This is a genomic window from Microbulbifer sp. ABF4_107 (genome assembly GCF_056312215.1).
The window spans coordinates 2,820,504-2,837,072 of the sequence record NZ_CM149983.1 but is presented as its reverse complement, the minus strand read 5'-3'; the positions used below and the strand labels follow the sequence as shown (position 1 = coordinate 2,837,072).

Genomic DNA, 16,569 nt, shown 5'->3' with positions numbered 1-16,569 from the left:
CCGGCCACACAGAACAGAGCAGCGGCGCGCGCAGCAAAGTGAGGATTTAGAGCATGGGTAAAATCATCGGCATCGACCTGGGTACCACCAACAGCTGTGTGGCGGTACTGGACGGCGACAAGGCCCGCGTTATCGAAAACGCGGAAGGCGATCGCACCACCCCTTCCATCGTTGCATTCACCGACGACAACGAAGTGCTGGTGGGCCAGTCCGCCAAGCGCCAGTCCGTCACCAACCCGACCAACACCCTGTACGCGGTAAAGCGTCTGATCGGTCGCAAGTTCAAAGACGACGTTGTGCAGAAAGACATCAAAATGGTGCCTTACTCCATCGTTGAAGCCGAGAACGGCGACGCCTGGGTAGAAGTGAAGGGCGACAAGAAAGCACCGCCGCAGATTTCTGCCGAAGTGCTGAAGAAAATGAAGAAAACCGCGGAAGATTTCCTCGGTGAGAAAGTAGACGCAGCGGTAATCACCGTACCGGCCTACTTCAACGACTCCCAGCGCCAGGCCACCAAAGACGCCGGCCGTATCGCCGGTCTGGACGTGAAGCGCATCATCAACGAGCCGACTGCGGCTGCGCTGGCCTACGGCATGGACAAAGCCGGTGGTGACCGCACCATCGCGGTTTATGACCTGGGTGGTGGTACCTTCGATATCTCCATCATTGAAATCGCCGACGTCGATGGCGAGAAACAGTTTGAAGTGCTGTCCACCAACGGTGACACCTTCCTCGGTGGTGAAGACTTCGACCTGCGCCTGATCGACTATCTGGCAGAGCAGTTTAAGAAAGAGCAGGGCATCGACCTGAAAGGCGACCCACTGGCCATGCAGCGCCTGAAAGAAGCCGCAGAAAAAGCCAAGATCGAGCTGTCTTCCAGCCAGCAGACCGAAGTGAACCTGCCGTACATCACCGCAGACGCCACCGGTCCCAAGCACCTGGTTGTGAAACTGACCCGCGCCAAGCTGGAAAGCCTGGTAGAAGACCTGGTTACCCGCTCCCTGGAGCCGGTAAAAACTGCTCTGGCCGACGCCGACCTGTCTGCCTCTGGTATCGACGAAGTGATCCTGGTGGGCGGTCAGACCCGCATGCCGCTGGTACAGTCCAAGGTCACCGAATTCTTCGGCAAAGAGCCGCGTAAAGACGTGAACCCGGACGAAGCCGTTGCCGTTGGTGCAGCGATTCAGGGCGCGGTTCTGGGCGGTGACGTGAAAGACGTACTGCTGCTGGACGTAACCCCGCTGACCCTGGGTATCGAAACCATGGGTGGCGTGGCGACTCCGCTGATCGACAAGAACACCACCATCCCGACCAAAAAGTCCCAGGTGTTCTCCACCGCTGACGACAACCAGACTGCGGTGACCATTCACGTGGTGCAGGGTGAGCGCAAGCAGGCGGCACAGAACAAATCTCTGGGTCGTTTCGACCTAGCTGACATCCCGCCGGCACCGCGCGGCATGCCGCAGATCGAAGTAACCTTCGACATCGATGCCAACGGTATCCTGCACGTGCACGCCAAAGACAAGGCGACTGGCAAAGAGCAGTCCATCGTGATCAAGGCCTCTTCCGGCCTGTCCGATGACGAGATCGAAAAAATGGTACAGGACGCCGAGGCCAACGCCGAAGCGGACAAGCAGTTCGAGGAGCTGGTGACCACCCGCAACACCCTCGACGGCCTGATCTCCGCCACCAAGAAAACTCTGGAAGAAGCCGGTGACAAGGCGACTGCGGAAGAGAAAGCCGCAATCGACGCCGCTCTGGCAGAAGCCGAGGAAGCGGTAAAAGGCAACGACAAGGCGGCCATGGAAGCGGCTACCACCAAGCTGACCGAAGCCTCCGGCCCTGTCGCGCAGAAGATGTATGCAGAGCAGGCGCAAGCCGGCGAAGCCGCCGCGGAGCAGGCCGAACAGGCACAGTCTTCCGGCGGTGACGATGCAGTGGACGCTGAGTTCGAAGAAGTCAAAGACGACAAGAAAGAAGACAAGTAACTCTTCACGAGTCAACGACTTGTCCTAACCCTCCCTGAGCTGGCTCCGGGAGGGTTTAAAAAAAGGCGCGGAGGCTCGGCTGAGCTTTCGCGCCTTCTGCAGTTTTAAGAAGAACACACAGAGCTATGTCCAAACGCGATTACTACGAAGTCCTCGGCGTCAGCAAAGGCGCGGATGAAAAGGAGCTGAAAAAAGCTTACCGCCGGGTGGCGATGAAATATCACCCGGACCGCAACCCCGACGATAAAGAGGCGGAAAACAAATTCAAAGAGGCCAACGAGGCCTACGAAGTGCTTTCCGATCCGCAAAAGAAAGCGGCCTACGACCAGTTCGGTCACGCCGGCGTTGACGGTCAGGCAGGCGGCGCCGGTGCCGGCGGCTTTGGCGGTTTCTCCGATATCTTCGGTGACGTGTTTGGCGATATCTTTGGTGGCGGCGCCGGTGGCGGCCGCCGTGGTCCGGCACGCGGTTCCGACCTGCGCTACGACCTGGACTTGGATCTGGAAGACGCAGTGCGCGGCACCACGGTCAAGATCAAGGTGCCGACCCTGGCCAACTGTGGCACCTGTCATGGCTCCGGTGCCAAGGCCGGTTCCAAACCCCAGACCTGCGGCACCTGTGGTGGTGCCGGTCAGGTGCGCATGCAGCAGGGATTCTTCTCGGTTCAGCAGACCTGCCCCAACTGTCGCGGACGCGGTACCGTAATCACCGATCCCTGCACCGACTGTCACGGTCGCGGTCGCGTGGAAGAAACCAAAACCCTGTCGGTCAAGGTACCGCCCGGTGTGGATACCGGCGATCGCATTCGCTTGGCCGGTGAAGGCGAAGCCGGCCCCGATGGCGGCCCGGCCGGCGATCTGTATGTACAGGTCATGGTGCGCGAGCATGAGCTGTTCCAGCGCGATGGTAAAAACCTGTACTGCGAAGTGCCGATCAGCTTCGTGACCGCTGCTCTTGGTGGCGAGATGGAAGTGCCGACCCTGGATGGCAAGGTCAAACTGAAGATCCCGGCCGAGAGCCAGACCGGAAAGCTGTTCCGCCTGCGCGGCAAGGGTGTCACCCCGGTGCGCGGTGGTGCCCCGGGCGACCTGCTGTGCCGTGTGGTGGTGGAGACCCCGGTAAACCTGTCCACAAAGCAGAAAGAACTGCTGGAAGAATTCGCCGGTACCCTGAGCGAGAAGAAAAATTCGCCCCGCCAGACCGGTTGGTTTGAGGGCGTGAAGAATTTCTTTGGTGATATGAAACTGTAAGCGCTGTGCGCTGTTACGTTCTGGTTCACGCTACAAAAAAGCCCGGTCTGTAAAGCCCGGGCTTTTTTGTTGGTGTCAGTTTTCCTCAAGCCTCGCACGAAGCTCCTGGTGATATTCCTTCTGGATTTTTTTTAGCTCTTCCAGTTGCTCTTCACTCAAGACGCTGATGGCTTCCACTCGGGTTGCCGCGCGCACCGCAATTATCTTTGCATCAATCTCTTCTTTCTGTTCCTCGGTCAACTCGGGGACCATCTTGTCTGGCTTGATGCCGTAGTCGCCCATAATGGCCATCTGCAATTCGAAGTTTTTTTCCAGGAGAGGCAGAACCTTCTCTTCCTGCTCCGGTGTCAGCTTCAGGCGCAGGGTTATCCAGTCCGCGATATCGTCGTATTTCTCCCAGAAGTCGTCCATTGATCCCAGCTTGCTATCGGAAGCCTGGCTATCAGAGGCGTGGCTGGGGAGGGAGAGTATGGTGGAGAGCAGTATTGCCAGGATGGCGGCGGACAGGTTGGACCAGAGAGAGTTTTGCGTGTCACTAAACATCAAGAGGCGCTCCATTCATTCGGGCTATTCAAAGTCTAGTGAAGGAATTCTGTGTCACAAGGTGAACTCCCGGGTCAGTTCTCTGGTAGCTTTGTTCGCTGTGGCGGATGTCACAGTGTTGGCGCCGTCATGCTTTTTGGTGGGGTGCGCCGAAAAACCGGGGTAGAATCCGCCGCTTTCGTCCGGTCGGGCTGAAAATAGGCCGATGAGCGACTGGAACCTCGGTACAGCAGGAGAGTCAGGGAATATGTCAGTAAACATTGCAATCACAGGGTTTGGTGGCCGTATGGGCCGGGTACTGGCGGAGGCTGTGTCCTATGCAGAGCAAGAGGGTAAGGCCAGGCTGAGCGGTGCCATCGTGCGCCCCGGGTCGAGCCTGGTGGGTGTGGATGCCGGTGAGGTGGCCGGTCTCGGCCGCAATGGCCTGGCAATTGTGGACAGCCTGGAAAAGGCCGAGTTCGATGTGCTGATCGACTTTACCTCACCGCAGGCCACGCTCGCCAATGCGGCCTACTGTGCCGAGCGCGGCAAGGCTATCGTGATTGGCACCACCGGGTTTACCGCGGACGAGCGCGCTCAGATGTTGAGCGCGGGCGATAAAACCCCGCTGTGTTTCGCGACCAATTTTTCCACCGGTGTGAATCTGTGCTTTAACTTACTGGAAACCGCGGCGCGGGTGCTGGGCGATGACGTGGATATTGAAATCGTCGAGGCCCACCATCGCCACAAAGTGGATGCTCCCTCCGGTACCGCGCTCAGTATGGGAGAAGTGATTGCCGATACCCTGGGGCGGGACCTGTCCAAGGTCGCAGTCTATGGCCGCGAGGGCCAGACCGGGGCCCGTGAGCGCGAAACCATTGGATTTGCCACTGTGCGCGGCGGCGACGTGGTGGGGGAGCATACGGTGTCTTTTCTCGCCGACGGCGAACGCATTGAAATCACCCATAAGGCCAGCAGTCGTCTGGCATTTGCCCGCGGTGCCGTGCGCGCCGCGGCCTGGTTAACCGGCCGCGCTGCCGGCCAATACGATATGCGCGATGTGCTGGGGTTGAAGTAACGCCACGCCACCTTGCGGTATTACACGCTTTTAAGGAGCGACACTTGGATAAAAAGATCATTGTTGGCAGTGAGGAGTGGTGTGCCTTTCCGAGCCTGGGGATTCCCGCGATCAAGGCGCGGGTGGACTCCGGAGCCAAGACCTCCTGTCTGCACGCCTACAACATCCAGCAATTCAACCGTGGCGGTGAGCCGTGGGTGAGCTTCGAGGCGCATCCTCTGCAGAATCTGCGTCGCCCTCGGGTGCGCTGTGAAGCGCGTGTACTGGACCGCAGAACCATACGCAGTTCTTCCGGCGATTCGGAAAAGCGCCTGGTGATCAAAACCAGTATCAGTATTGGCGGCAGTGTCTGGGACATTGAACTGACTCTGACCAACCGGGATTCCATGGGTTACCGCATGCTGCTCGGCCGCGAGGCGATGATGGGGCGCATGCTGGTGGACCCGTCGGAGAGCTTTTGCCTGGGGGAAATTCCGCCCAGTCAAATCGAAGAGTACTACCACGACGAGCACCATATAGCGGGCACGGGTCTGCGAATTGGTGTGCTGGCGTCGAACCCGGATCTGTACAGCAACCAGCGGATTATGGAAGCCGGTGCCGAACGCGGCCACCGCATGACCTTCCTGAATATTCGCCAGTGCTATATGAAGCTGGATTCCGCCGAGCCGGAGGTGCACTACCGGGACGGCCGCATTCTCAACAACCTGGATGCGGTCATTCCGCGTATTCGCCCGAGCCAGACGTTTTACGGCTGCGCGCTTACCCGTCACTTTGAAAGTATCGGCGTCTACGCCCTGAATGGTTCCCAGGCCATCAGTCAGTCCCGGGACAAGCTTTACTCCCTGCAGCTGCTGCAGGAAGGCGGATTGAATATTCCGATCTCCGGTTTCGCCAACTCGCCCATGGATACCAATGAGTTGATTGAAATGGTGGGCGGCGCACCGCTGATCGTGAAGCTGCTCGAGGGCACCCAGGGGCGCGGTGTGGTACTGGCGGAAACCCGCAAGGCGGCGGAGTCGGTGATCAATGCGTTCAAGTCGCTGAAGGTGAATCTGCTGGTGCAGGAGTTTATTCGCGAGGCTCAGGGCAAGGATCTGCGCCTGTTTGTGGTGGACGGTAAAGTCTTTGCCGCCATCCAGCGGGAAGCGGCGCCGGGCGAGTTCCGCGCCAACATTCACCAGGGGGGCACCGCGTCGGTGGTCAAAATCCTGCCGGAAGAGCGCAAGCTGGCGATCAAGGCGGCGAAAACACTCGGCCTGAAAGTGGCCGGTGTGGATATCATCCGCTCCAAGAAGGGGCCGCTGCTACTGGAGGTGAACTCCTCGCCGGGTCTTGAAGGTATCGAGAGCGCCACCCGCAAGGATGTGGCCGGCTCTATGATCATGGCCATCGAGAAGGCGCTGAAATGGCGCCCGACGATACCTGTTGGGGACGGAGAAAACTGAGTGACTGCCCCGGGGCCAGCGGTGTACGTTTTCTGGCGCCCGGCTTGTGCTCCCCTCGTGGTGGGGGAGGCTGGGCGAGACTAGTCTTTGGGGAGCCCCACCGCTAATTTTCCGGTGGGGCCATTATTCGCGCCGGTGACCCCAGAGATGTTCAAGTTCGCTATTTTGACCGCCAAGACGACGTCGGCCTGCTGTCGTCTGCTGTGCTGCTGCCTTGTATCCAGCGCGCTTGCCGCCGCCCCTGCGCGTGCGGATTACCTTTCCGATACGGACCTTGGCCGCAAGGTCATGGTCGACTACATCGTCCATTTTGCCCACCACTTCCAGTGGCCCATTGAGGTGTTCAACGGTTCCGCTGCGCCTTTCCGTATCTGCGTGGTGGGCGACGATGCGCTGATACCACCACTGAGCGTGCGATTTCACCGGCACCGTATCCAGGGGCGCCTGGTTGAACTGGAAACGGTAAACGACGATGAGACCATGCGCATGCGGCGTTGTCAGATTGTGGTGATGGGGGGTAAAATGGACAGGGAGCTCATGGCCAAGACAGTGGGCGCGCTGGAGTTCTTTCCGGTGCTGACCGTCAGCGACGTCAGCCGTTTTACCCTGCTGGGGGGCATGGTGGAGTTCTCCGGCAGCGGCGCCAATTTGTCCCTGCAATTGAACAAGACCCGTCTTGACCGCGCGGAACTGAAAATGGGCACCAGCCTGTTCCGCCTGACCCGCGCCGCGAACTAGCGGCGATTCGCGCCTTCCTTCTGACTGGCTGTCCCGGAGAGTGATCTCTGGCGTAAATTTGTACTGGCGATTACTGCCGTTTTCCCGTAGAATCTGCGCCCGGCTTGGAAAGGTCCCACCGAAGTTTCCCGCGCCAGAATGGCTTCTTCCCGTGTTCACGCGGTCGAGGAGCAGGCAGCAGGGCCCGTGGCTTTCCAGCCCCAAAATTGCGCCGGTGCTGGCGGATTTCCCCGCCCACTCAACCGAAAAACCGGTTGCCGGACACACCGTGAGAGCCCAGGTACATGCCGCAGTGAGCGCCCGAGAAGAACTCTATAACGAAGCGAGATGAAGCGTAGGTTTCATCTCGCTTTTTTATAAAGGGCTCAGGGGAAAAAGTTGCAGCTGAAACTTCACCTGGCACGCACCCTGAATTACCTGTTCAGGTGCGCCCTCTCACCCTGCCCGGAAGCTGTTCTGACGACTGGAGATTGAATTGAACAACGCCGTTCCCACGCCGGAATCCCTGATGCCCAGCACCACCCCGGCTTTGCTGGTGCTCGCCGATGGCAGTGTCTTTCGCGGTCGCGCTATTGGCGCGGAAGGCTCAACTGTTGGTGAGGTGGTTTTCAACACCTCCATGACCGGTTACCAGGAAATCCTGACCGACCCGTCCTACGCCCGCCAGATCGTTACCCTGACTTACCCTCATATCGGCAACACCGGTACCAACTCGGAAGATGAAGAGTGCGGTGAGATCTGGTCTGCCGGTCTGGTGATCCGCGACTTGCCGCTGCTGGCTTCCAGCTTTCGCAACGAGCAGTCCCTGGAGGATTACCTCAAGGCGCGCAATATCGTCGGCATCGCCGATATCGATACCCGCCGCCTGACCCGTATTCTGCGCGACAAGGGCGCCCAGAGCGGTTGCATCATTGCCGGTGAAGGCATCGATGAAGCGGAAGCGCTGAAAAAAGCCCAGGAGTTTTCCGGCCTCAAAGGCATGGATCTGGCGAAAGTCGTCTCCACCAAGGAGAAGTACGACTTCAACGAAGGCACCTGGGAACTGGGCCAGGGCCACAAGCCGGCACCGGCGGCGCAGCCCCACAAAGTGGTGGCCTACGACTTCGGCGTTAAGCGCAACATCCTGCGCATGCTGGTGGACCGCGGCTGCAGCATCACGGTGGTACCGGCGGAAACCCCCGCATCCGAGGTGCTGGCGATGAACCCGGACGGTGTCTTCCTGTCCAACGGCCCCGGTGACCCCGAGCCCTGCGATTACGCCATCAAGGCGATCCGGGAAATCCTCGACACCGGCCTGCCTACTTACGGCATCTGCCTGGGTCACCAGCTGCTGGGCCTGGCGGTAGGCGCCAAGACCGCAAAAATGAAATTCGGCCACCACGGCGGCAACCACCCGGTGCAGGACCTGAACTCCACCAAGGTGATGATCACCGCGCAGAACCACGGTTTTGCGGTGGACATGGACTCTCTGCCGGAGAATGTGGAAGTTACCCACAAATCTCTGTTCGACGGCACCCTGCAGGGCATTCGACTGAAGGACAAACCGGCGTTCAGCTTCCAGGGTCACCCGGAAGCGAGCCCGGGGCCGCATGACGTGGCGCCGCTGTTCGACCAGTTTATCGAGATGATGGAAGCGCGCCGCTAAGCCGCCTCTACTGAAACGAAGACCAGAATTTTATCCACCGGCTGCGGCCGGCTAGATACGGAAGAAAGATGCCAAAACGCACAGACATTAAAAGCATTCTGATCATCGGCGCGGGCCCCATCGTCATCGGTCAGGCCTGTGAATTTGACTACTCCGGTGCCCAGGCGTGTAAAGCGCTGCGGGAAGAGGGGTTCCGGGTGATCCTGGTGAACTCCAACCCGGCCACCATCATGACCGACCCGGCCATGGCGGACGCCACTTACATCGAACCGGTGGAGTGGAAGACCGTTGCCAAGATCATCGAGAAAGAGCGCCCGGACGCCATCCTGCCCACCATGGGCGGCCAGACCGCACTGAACTGTGCGCTGGCGCTGGACAAGCACGGCGTGCTGAAGGAATTCGGTTGTGAGCTGATCGGTGCGGACAAAAACGCCATCGAAAAAGCGGAAGACCGCGACCTGTTTGACAAGGCGATGAAGGCCATCGGCCTGGAAACCCCGCGCGCCAAGATCGTCCACTCCATGGAGGAAGCGAAGAAGGTGCCGGAAGAATTCGGCTTCCCGGTGATCATTCGTCCGTCCTTCACCATGGGTGGTTCCGGCGGCGGTGTGGCTTACAACTGGCCGGAATTTGAAGAGATCTGCAAACGCGGCCTCGACCTGTCGCCCACCAACGAGCTGCTGATCGACGAATCCCTGCTCGGCTGGAAAGAGTACGAGATGGAAGTTGTGCGTGACAAAAACGACAACTGTATCATCGTCTGTGCCATCGAAAATTTCGACCCCATGGGTGTGCACACCGGTGACTCCATCACCGTGGCCCCCGCACAGACCCTTACCGACAAGGAATACCAGCTGATGCGCAACGCGTCCATCGCGGTATTGCGCGAGATCGGTGTGGAAACCGGCGGTTCCAACGTGCAGTTCGGTATGGATCCAAAAACCGGCCGCATGGTGGTGATCGAGATGAACCCGCGGGTATCCCGCTCCTCCGCACTGGCCTCCAAGGCCACCGGCTTCCCGATCGCCAAGGTCGCGGCCAAGCTGGCGGTGGGTTACACCCTGGACGAACTGCAGAACGACATCACCGGCGGTGCCACGCCGGCGTCCTTCGAGCCGTCCATCGACTACGTTGTGACCAAAATTCCGCGCTTCACCTTCGAGAAGTTTGGTGAAGCGGACGCGCGCCTGACCACCCAGATGAAATCCGTGGGTGAGGTGATGGCCATTGGCCGTAATTTCCAGGAATCCATGCAGAAAGCCCTGCGCGGTCTGGAAGTGGGCTCCTTCGGTTTCGAGCCGAAGATCGACGCCGCAGAAGTGGGCTCCATGGAGCGCCTGCGTCGCGAACTGTCCGTACCAGGCGCCGAGCGTATCTGGTACGTGGGCGATGCCTTCCGCGTGGGCATGAGCATCGATGAAGTGTACGAACTTTCCGGCATCGACCCCTGGTTCCTGGTACAGATCAAGGAACTGATGGATATCGAAGAGCCGCTGAAGTCCATGCCCACCTCCGCGCTAACCGCCGAGACCATGCGCTTCCTGAAGCGCAAAGGCTTCTCCGACAAGCGCCTCGCGGATCTGCTCGGCGTGAGCCAGAAGACCGTGCGTGAATTCCGCCAGAAGATGGGCGTCTTCCCCGCCTACAAGCGCGTGGACACCTGTGCGGCAGAGTTCTCCACCAGCACCGCCTACATGTACTCCACCTACGATGAAGAGTGTGAAGCGGAGCCGACGGACAAGAAAAAAATCATGGTACTCGGCGGCGGTCCAAACCGTATCGGCCAGGGTATCGAGTTTGACTACTGCTGTGTGCACGCGGCACTGGCCATGCGCGAAGACGGTTACGAGACCATCATGGTCAACTGTAACCCGGAGACGGTTTCCACCGATTACGACACTTCCGACCGCCTCTACTTTGAGCCGGTCACCCTGGAAGACGTGCTGGAAATCGTGCGCAAGGAAAAGCCGGTGGGCGTGATCGTACAGTTCGGTGGCCAGACCCCGCTGAACCTGGCGCGCTTCCTGGCCAACGAAGGTGTGCCGATCATCGGTACCACCCCTGAACAGATCGACCGCGCGGAAGACCGCGAGCGCTTCCAGCAGATGATCATGCGCCTCGGCCTCAAGCAGCCGCAAAACGCCATCGTGCGCTCCGAGTTCGAAGCCATCCAGCGCGCGAAAGAAGTGGGTTACCCGCTGGTGGTGCGCCCCTCCTACGTACTGGGCGGCCGCGCCATGGAGATCGTCTACAAGGAAGACGAACTCAAGACCTACATGAAGGAAGCGGTGGAAGTTTCCGACGATGCACCGGTACTGCTGGATCACTTCCTGCACTCCGCTATCGAAGTGGACATCGATGCGGTATCCGACGGCCAGGACGTGGTCATCGGCGCAATCATGCAGCACATTGAACAGTGTGGCGTACACTCCGGTGACTCCGCATGCTCACTGCCGCCCTACAGCCTGCCGGCTGAGGTTCAGGACAAAATGCGTGAGCAGGTCAAAGCCATGGCCCGTGAACTGGGTGTGGTTGGCCTGATGAACACCCAGCTGGCCTACCAGGACGGCGAGATCTACGTGATCGAGGTGAACCCGCGCGCGTCCCGTACCGTGCCGTTCGTGTCCAAGTGTATCGGCACCTCCCTGGCCAAGATCGCCGCGCGCTGTCAGGCCGGTATCAGCCTGAAAGAGCAGGGCTTTACTACCGAGATTGTTCCGGACTACTTCTCCGTCAAGGAGTCTGTATTCCCGTTCAACAAGTTCCCGAAGGTAGACCCGATCCTCGGCCCGGAAATGAAATCCACCGGCGAAGTGATGGGTGTGGGCGAGACCTTCGCCGAAGCCTTCGACAAGGGCCTGATTGGCGCCGGCGACGCACTGCCGGAATCCGGCAAGGTTTTCATCTCCGTGCGCGATGTGGACAAGCCCGGTGTGGTGGACGTGGCCCGCGAGCTGGCCGGCCTCGGCTTCGAGCTGGTGGCTACCCGCGGAACCGCCAAGGTCTTGCAAGAAGCGGACATTCCCGTTAAAACGGTGAACAAGATGAGCGAAGGGCGCCCGCATATCGTCGATATGATCAAAAACGACGAAATCGCCCTGGTGGTGAACACCACCGAAGGCCGCCAGGCCATTCGCGATTCCGCGGACATCCGCCGCAGTGCGGAAAACCACCAGGTTTGCTACACCACCACCCTGGCGGCGGCGCGTGCCATGGCCATGGCCATGCAGATTGCCGAGCCGCACAAGGTACGCAGCTTGCAGGAGCTGCATCAGCGTGTAGTGCGCCTGCAGGGCTGATCAGCGAGCCAATCTGCACTGCTTTTAAGTGGTGTACCTGAAAAGCTCCGCCGTTTGGCGGAGCTTTTTCGTTAAAGAACGCTATTAAATAACCATTGCGGCCGGCATTGACCGGTCGCGAAACACTGAGAATGTGGAGGTTCCCATGAACCGCGTACCCATGACTGTTGAAGGCGCAGACGCACTGCGCACCGAACTGGAAGATCTGAAAAAAGTACAGCGCCCGGCCGTGGTGCAGGCCATTGCCGAAGCCCGCGAACACGGCGACCTGAAAGAAAACGCCGAGTACCACGCTGCGCGTGAGAAGCAGGGTTTTATCGAAGGCCGTATTCAGGAAATCGAAGCCAAGCTGTCTTTGGCACAGGTGATCGACGTTAAAGCGATAGAGCCTTCAGGCAAGGTGATTTTCGGTACTACCGTGACCATCATTCACCTGGAAGACGACAGTGAAGTGACCTACAAAATTGTTGGTGACGATGAGTCTGATGTGAAGAACAAGAAAATTTCCGTGAACTCCCCGATTGCCCGTGCGCTGATTGGCAAGGAGGAAGGGGATATTGTCGTGGTAAACACCCCATCGGGTGCCATCGAGTATGAGATTGATTCGGTAGAACACATCTAACTGTCAGTCTCCCGAAAATAAAAAAGGGCGGTCAATAGACCGCCCTTTTAATTTTGAGTAAACATATTCCGCTTACTTCACGATCTACTGCAAGATATTGGCCTGGTTTCCGATACCGGTCTGCGAAACAATCGCAGTGTTTGATGCGGAGATCTGGCTGATATAGGCATTGTTGAGCAGGCCATTCTGACTGACGATGGCGGTGTTGCCGCCAAGTACACCAGCCTGAGAAATTACGGCCATGTTGGCAATGCCATCTTGCGTCACCAGGGCGGTATTGAAATTCGACGTCTGTGTCACGCTGGCGAAGTTGGCGACACCGTCCTGACTGATGTCAGAACTGTTGCCTTGACCGGCCTGTGTGCTAAATGCGACGTTGTAAGTACCGCTTTGCAGAATATTGGAGTACTGCCCCATGCCTGTTTGCGTAATAAAGGCCTGCTGTCCAACACCAAACTGGGTGATATGCGCATCGGAATCCTGGGCGGCAATCTGCCCGATATTCCCGTTGTGCAATGAACCAAATTGAGTGATGGTGGCCAGATTATCGCTGCCGGCAAGCTGCAAAATATTGGCGCTGTTGTTGTCGCCTACCTGGAATATGTAGGCTTCGCTGTTGGTGGCATCAATCTGAAGTACGGTACCCCAGTTGTTTACACCCAATTGAAAAATCGCATTGCTATTGTCCTGACCGCCGACCTGTAACGAGTAGGCGTCATTGAATAGCCCGAATTGAGTGTGCTGGGTAATACTACCGAATGAGGCTACAACCGAGCTGCTTTGGTTAAGGCCGCCAGTCTGTGTCTTGATAATGACACTGCCATCCATGCCCGTCTGATCGATGAGCGCTGCGTTACCGAATCCCGTTTGTGTGAGGATGGCAACGTTGTCTGACGCTGAGGCTAAACCACTCGTCGCCAATGCAGCAGCTAACGCACAAAAGTGGAAAGCTTTCATTGGAAACCCCTCTACTGCTTACGTCAAAGGAAGTTCAGGTTTATCCCGAACACCTGGTGCAGTAATCGGCGGCCTCGCGGCCGCCGAAACTTCTGTCGGTGTATTACTGGATGATTACACCAAGGTTAGCAACACCCACTTGAGTGCCAACGGCCAGGTTGTTGTCAGTAGTTTGAGCGGTGATGTGCAGGTTCAGTGCGCCGCCCTGTGCGGTGAACGCGGCGTTACCGTCACCAGTTTGACCTACGTAGGCGACGTTCAGTACACCAACTTGCAGAGTAGAAGCCAGGTTGTCATCGCCGAACTGGTCGTGATCAGCAATGTTCAGAGCGCCCACTTGGGTGATCATCGAGTCATTGCCGTTACCCACTTGCAAAACATCAGCAACGTTCAGAACACCGAACTGACTGGAAACGGAGGTGTTGCCGTTGCCTTGTTGCAGGTGGTTAGCAAGGTTGGCAATACCAAACTGATTGGCAACGGCAGTGTTACCGATGCTGGCAGACTGGTTGATGTTCGCCTGGTTCAGCAGGCCGGCCTGGTTGATGGTTGCATCGTTGAATGCAGATTCGTTCTGGCCGATGTTACCGTCGTTCAGAACACCAACCTGGTTGATGGTGGCATCGTTGAAGAAGGAGTTGCTCTGGAAGGTAGTCGCGTTGTTGAGCACGCCCGCCTGGTTGATGGTCGCATCACTGTCGATGGTGATGAAGCCGTTCTGCAGGGAGAAAGCGTTGTTCAGTGCACCAATCTGGAAGTGGTTGATGTCATTGAATGCGCTGATAACACCGAGCTGCAAAGCGGTAGACAGGTTAAGTACACCAACTTGGGTTTGATAAACCTCGTTGAAGCCACCGATAAGTTCCAGCTGGGTAGAGGTCGCCAGGTTGAAAGCACCAACTTGGGTTTGAACAGCAATATTGTCGTCTGCGAAAACACTGCCGCTGGTTACGAGTGCGATGGCAGCAGCGATACGGGAAAACGTCTTCATGAGTTGCTCCTTTACTTCGGACGTTAGAATCCAACCAGCCCCGAGGGCGGAACTGATCTTCAATGGTGCTGAAAGCAGCGCCATATTCCTTATCGGGCGAGGTACCAAGCTGAGATCAGGTTAATCTCATGAGTACCCAGTCGCCCTGCGAACGATTTCCGGTGGGGTGTCCCACGATTCTTCTTGCCTGTTCAAACCTTGGGCGTCAGGTTTGAATTTTGGACAGAAAGAACAAAAAATGTTCACCTTGGTATTGAGTGTTGTCGCTGGCTGGGTGGGTCGCTATAGGAGGGAAGTCATGAAAGACTAGGAAAAAAGTACAGTTTTTAATCAGTATTCATTCTGATTAGCCGGGTTTGATAACCGAAAGGTTGAGAGTTGGCGCGCAATACTTTTTGTGGCGCTTTTTTAGTATCGATGAAGGGTTTGCAGGCAATAGTGACTGGGCGTAAAGCACGGGCAGAGTGTTGAGGTAGAGTGGTATGCGGGGCAGCAATTGGCCCCGTCATGTTATTGGCTCAATTGCTGAGTGACACTGAATTGCCGTGCCCAAACTGGGTGACGATGACAGTCGAGGAAATACCGGCCTGATTGATCGATGTGGCATTAAGGTTTCCGACCTGATTGACGAGAGACTGATGGCCTCCTCCGAGCCCAAAGGTGCCACTTTGCGATACAGCAATTTGATTGAACGAACCACTCTGAAAGGTGCTGACACTGTTGTAGCTATCGTCTTGCGCGAGTTCTGCCTGGTTGGCAATACCGCTCTGCAGTATTTCAGCATCCTGAGCCAGCCCGGATTGCTGGGTGGCGGCGTAGTTAAACGCTCCATCCTGACTTGTGGCCGAGAAACTTCCACTGCCGGATTGTCGCATTAACGTCGTGTTGTCATTGCCATATTGGTTGACGTAGCCACGGCTGTAGATACTTCTCTGTTGAGACACCTCGGCCCGGTTTATCACGCCAGCCTGCAATGTCTGCACTTCGTTGAAGTTTCCGTTTGTCTGGTCCACCCCGAGCTCGTTTCCAAAACCGACCTGCTGGCTGGTGGTCGCATTATCAAACACATAAATCTGGGTGATCTGTACGGAGTTCTGTGCGCCAAACTGGCTGCTGGAAATCGAATTTTGCGCACCGTACGCCTGTAACGCAGAATTCTTGTTAAGCGTGCCATCCTGTATCTGCGCAATGGTGCTATCGCTTTCGTTCAGCTGCCCACCATCGGCAGTATTCGCTTCCCCATCCTGTTGTTGTGTCAGTGTATTTCCGGAACCGGTGTTGACCTGTTCCGTTATCGCAGGGATATCTTCGATGGGGATCTGGTGCTGATAGGGCAATAACTCCTGTGTATACGCCACGTTTGAGCCCGATAGCAGGCACAGGGTTGCTATCGTCAGGTTCGATAACCGGGAGCCAGCCAGCGTCTTTTTGTACCTGGTGAATCTTGCATCAGTCATATTGGTTGACCGTTGTTGTCATCGAAACCCCTGTCTGGGTAACCGCTGTATGTAACCCATTACCGCGCTGATTGATAGTGATCTGGTGTGCCAGACCTATCTGTTCGACGGTCGCCGAATTCTGAATACCGTATTGCGTGATACCCGCCTTGTGCGCAAAGCCAATCTGTTCCAGTAAAATAAGATTCTCATAGCCCGCCTGCAGCAATACGGCGATGTTACTTTCCCCTTGCTGACTGGTAATCATGCTATTGCTCTTGCCGATCTGATTGACGATCTGAAGGTTGCCGTAGCCAGACTGTTGAATGGAAAGGTAGTTAACCGTGCCAGACTGGTCTGCGGCAATATGATTGAAGTTCCCTTCCTGGTGGATCACGGCGAGGTTTGCCGAAGCCCCAACACTGTACAAATCCAGTTCGCTGACAGCAGATAACTCCTGGGCTGCCGAAAAATCGTCAGCGCATACTGTTCCTGTGGACAGGAACAGCATCATTGCCAGTGCTGTTCGCTGATGGCGGCTCGTACTCGGTTCCATCCCTACCTCGGCTTCTATACTTTTACTGGAGAGTGAAGTGTC

General features: G+C 57.3%; 13 protein-coding genes. 8 read left to right on the top strand and 5 right to left on the bottom strand.

Annotation, left to right across the window (positions count from 1 at the left end):
* Positions 1-53 precede the first annotated feature (53 nt).
* Together dnaK and dnaJ are read left to right on the top strand one after the other, a co-directional pair.
* Complete coding sequence (gene dnaK / locus ACYX4K_RS11610) at positions 54-1,988, top strand: molecular chaperone DnaK (protein WP_475091965.1); 1,935 nt, start codon at positions 54-56, stop codon at positions 1,986-1,988.
* Between the two features lie 125 nt (positions 1,989-2,113).
* Positions 2,114-3,238, top strand: a complete 1,125-nt coding sequence (gene dnaJ, locus ACYX4K_RS11605) for a molecular chaperone DnaJ (RefSeq protein ID WP_475091966.1) — start codon at positions 2,114-2,116, stop codon at positions 3,236-3,238.
* A 75-nt stretch (positions 3,239-3,313) separates the two neighbouring features.
* On the opposite strand, the gene ACYX4K_RS11600 is transcribed toward dnaJ, so the two are convergent.
* Positions 3,314-3,781, bottom strand: a complete 468-nt coding sequence (locus ACYX4K_RS11600) for a hypothetical protein (protein WP_475091967.1) — start codon at positions 3,779-3,781, stop codon at positions 3,314-3,316.
* Positions 3,782-4,028: 247 nt separating this feature from the next.
* On the opposite strand from ACYX4K_RS11600, the gene dapB reads away from it, so the two are divergent.
* The 6 genes from dapB (at position 4,029) to greA (ending at position 12,587) form a co-directional block, all read left to right on the top strand.
* Complete coding sequence (dapB, locus tag ACYX4K_RS11595) at positions 4,029-4,838, top strand: 4-hydroxy-tetrahydrodipicolinate reductase (RefSeq protein WP_475091969.1); 810 nt, start codon at positions 4,029-4,031, stop codon at positions 4,836-4,838.
* Between the two features lie 44 nt (positions 4,839-4,882).
* The gene (gene rimK, locus ACYX4K_RS11590) at positions 4,883-6,283 is read left to right on the top strand and encodes a 30S ribosomal protein S6--L-glutamate ligase (protein WP_475091970.1); all 1,401 of its coding nucleotides are present in this window, start codon (positions 4,883-4,885) and stop codon (positions 6,281-6,283) included.
* A gap of 147 nt (positions 6,284-6,430) precedes the next feature.
* Entirely contained in the window at positions 6,431-7,021 is a 591-nt protein-coding gene (locus ACYX4K_RS11585) for a YfiR family protein (protein WP_475091971.1), read from the top strand.
* Positions 7,022-7,529: 508 nt separating this feature from the next.
* Positions 7,530-8,666, top strand: coding sequence for a glutamine-hydrolyzing carbamoyl-phosphate synthase small subunit (gene carA / locus ACYX4K_RS11580; protein WP_475093926.1), 1,137 nt, complete (start codon positions 7,530-7,532; stop codon positions 8,664-8,666).
* 68 nt (positions 8,667-8,734) lie between these two features.
* Positions 8,735-11,965: a carbamoyl-phosphate synthase large subunit gene (gene carB / locus ACYX4K_RS11575; RefSeq protein WP_475091972.1), complete on the top strand. Its 3,231-nt coding sequence runs from the start codon at positions 8,735-8,737 to the stop codon at positions 11,963-11,965.
* A gap of 145 nt (positions 11,966-12,110) precedes the next feature.
* Positions 12,111-12,587, top strand: coding sequence for a transcription elongation factor GreA (greA, locus tag ACYX4K_RS11570; RefSeq protein WP_475091973.1), 477 nt, complete (start codon positions 12,111-12,113; stop codon positions 12,585-12,587).
* Between the two features lie 84 nt (positions 12,588-12,671).
* Here the strand turns inward: greA and ACYX4K_RS11565 are convergent, their stop codons facing one another.
* The 4 genes from ACYX4K_RS11565 to ACYX4K_RS11550 all read right to left on the bottom strand — a co-directional run bounded on the left by ACYX4K_RS11565 (position 12,672) and on the right by ACYX4K_RS11550 (position 16,527).
* A complete protein-coding gene (locus tag ACYX4K_RS11565; protein ID WP_475091974.1) occupies positions 12,672-13,544 on the bottom strand; it encodes a hypothetical protein in 873 nt (290 codons plus the stop codon).
* A gap of 103 nt (positions 13,545-13,647) precedes the next feature.
* Entirely contained in the window at positions 13,648-14,535 is an 888-nt protein-coding gene (locus ACYX4K_RS11560; RefSeq protein WP_475091975.1) for a hypothetical protein, read from the bottom strand.
* Positions 14,536-15,053: 518 nt separating this feature from the next.
* Positions 15,054-15,992: a hypothetical protein gene (locus ACYX4K_RS11555; RefSeq protein WP_476178699.1), complete on the bottom strand. Its 939-nt coding sequence runs from the start codon at positions 15,990-15,992 to the stop codon at positions 15,054-15,056.
* Positions 15,985-16,527 carry a hypothetical protein gene (locus ACYX4K_RS11550; protein WP_475119236.1) on the bottom strand — a complete coding sequence of 181 codons (543 nt, stop codon included), beginning with the start codon at positions 16,525-16,527 and terminating at the stop codon, positions 15,985-15,987. Before ACYX4K_RS11550 ends, ACYX4K_RS11555 begins: the two co-directional genes overlap by 8 nt.
* Between the last annotated feature and the right edge of the window lie 42 nt (positions 16,528-16,569).

What these genes read in the sequence shown, in the direction of transcription:
- ACYX4K_RS11555 (WP_476178699.1), bottom strand. Translation starts at nt 15,992, where the DNA reads ATGACTGATGCAAGATTCACCAGGTACAAAAAGACGCTGGCTGGCTCC.
- dapB (WP_475091969.1), top strand. Translation starts at nt 4,029, where the DNA reads ATGTCAGTAAACATTGCAATCACAGGGTTTGGTGGCCGTATGGGCCGG.
- ACYX4K_RS11560 (WP_475091975.1), bottom strand. Translation starts at nt 14,535, where the DNA reads ATGAAGACGTTTTCCCGTATCGCTGCTGCCATCGCACTCGTAACCAGC.
- dnaJ (WP_475091966.1), top strand. Translation starts at nt 2,114, where the DNA reads ATGTCCAAACGCGATTACTACGAAGTCCTCGGCGTCAGCAAAGGCGCG.
- greA (WP_475091973.1), top strand. Translation starts at nt 12,111, where the DNA reads ATGAACCGCGTACCCATGACTGTTGAAGGCGCAGACGCACTGCGCACC.
- ACYX4K_RS11565 (WP_475091974.1), bottom strand. Translation starts at nt 13,544, where the DNA reads ATGAAAGCTTTCCACTTTTGTGCGTTAGCTGCTGCATTGGCGACGAGT.
- carA (WP_475093926.1), top strand. Translation starts at nt 7,530, where the DNA reads ATGCCCAGCACCACCCCGGCTTTGCTGGTGCTCGCCGATGGCAGTGTC.
- ACYX4K_RS11600 (WP_475091967.1), bottom strand. Translation starts at nt 3,781, where the DNA reads ATGTTTAGTGACACGCAAAACTCTCTCTGGTCCAACCTGTCCGCCGCC.
- dnaK (WP_475091965.1), top strand. Translation starts at nt 54, where the DNA reads ATGGGTAAAATCATCGGCATCGACCTGGGTACCACCAACAGCTGTGTG.
- ACYX4K_RS11550 (WP_475119236.1), bottom strand. Translation starts at nt 16,527, where the DNA reads ATGGAACCGAGTACGAGCCGCCATCAGCGAACAGCACTGGCAATGATG.
- carB (WP_475091972.1), top strand. Translation starts at nt 8,735, where the DNA reads ATGCCAAAACGCACAGACATTAAAAGCATTCTGATCATCGGCGCGGGC.
- ACYX4K_RS11585 (WP_475091971.1), top strand. Translation starts at nt 6,431, where the DNA reads ATGTTCAAGTTCGCTATTTTGACCGCCAAGACGACGTCGGCCTGCTGT.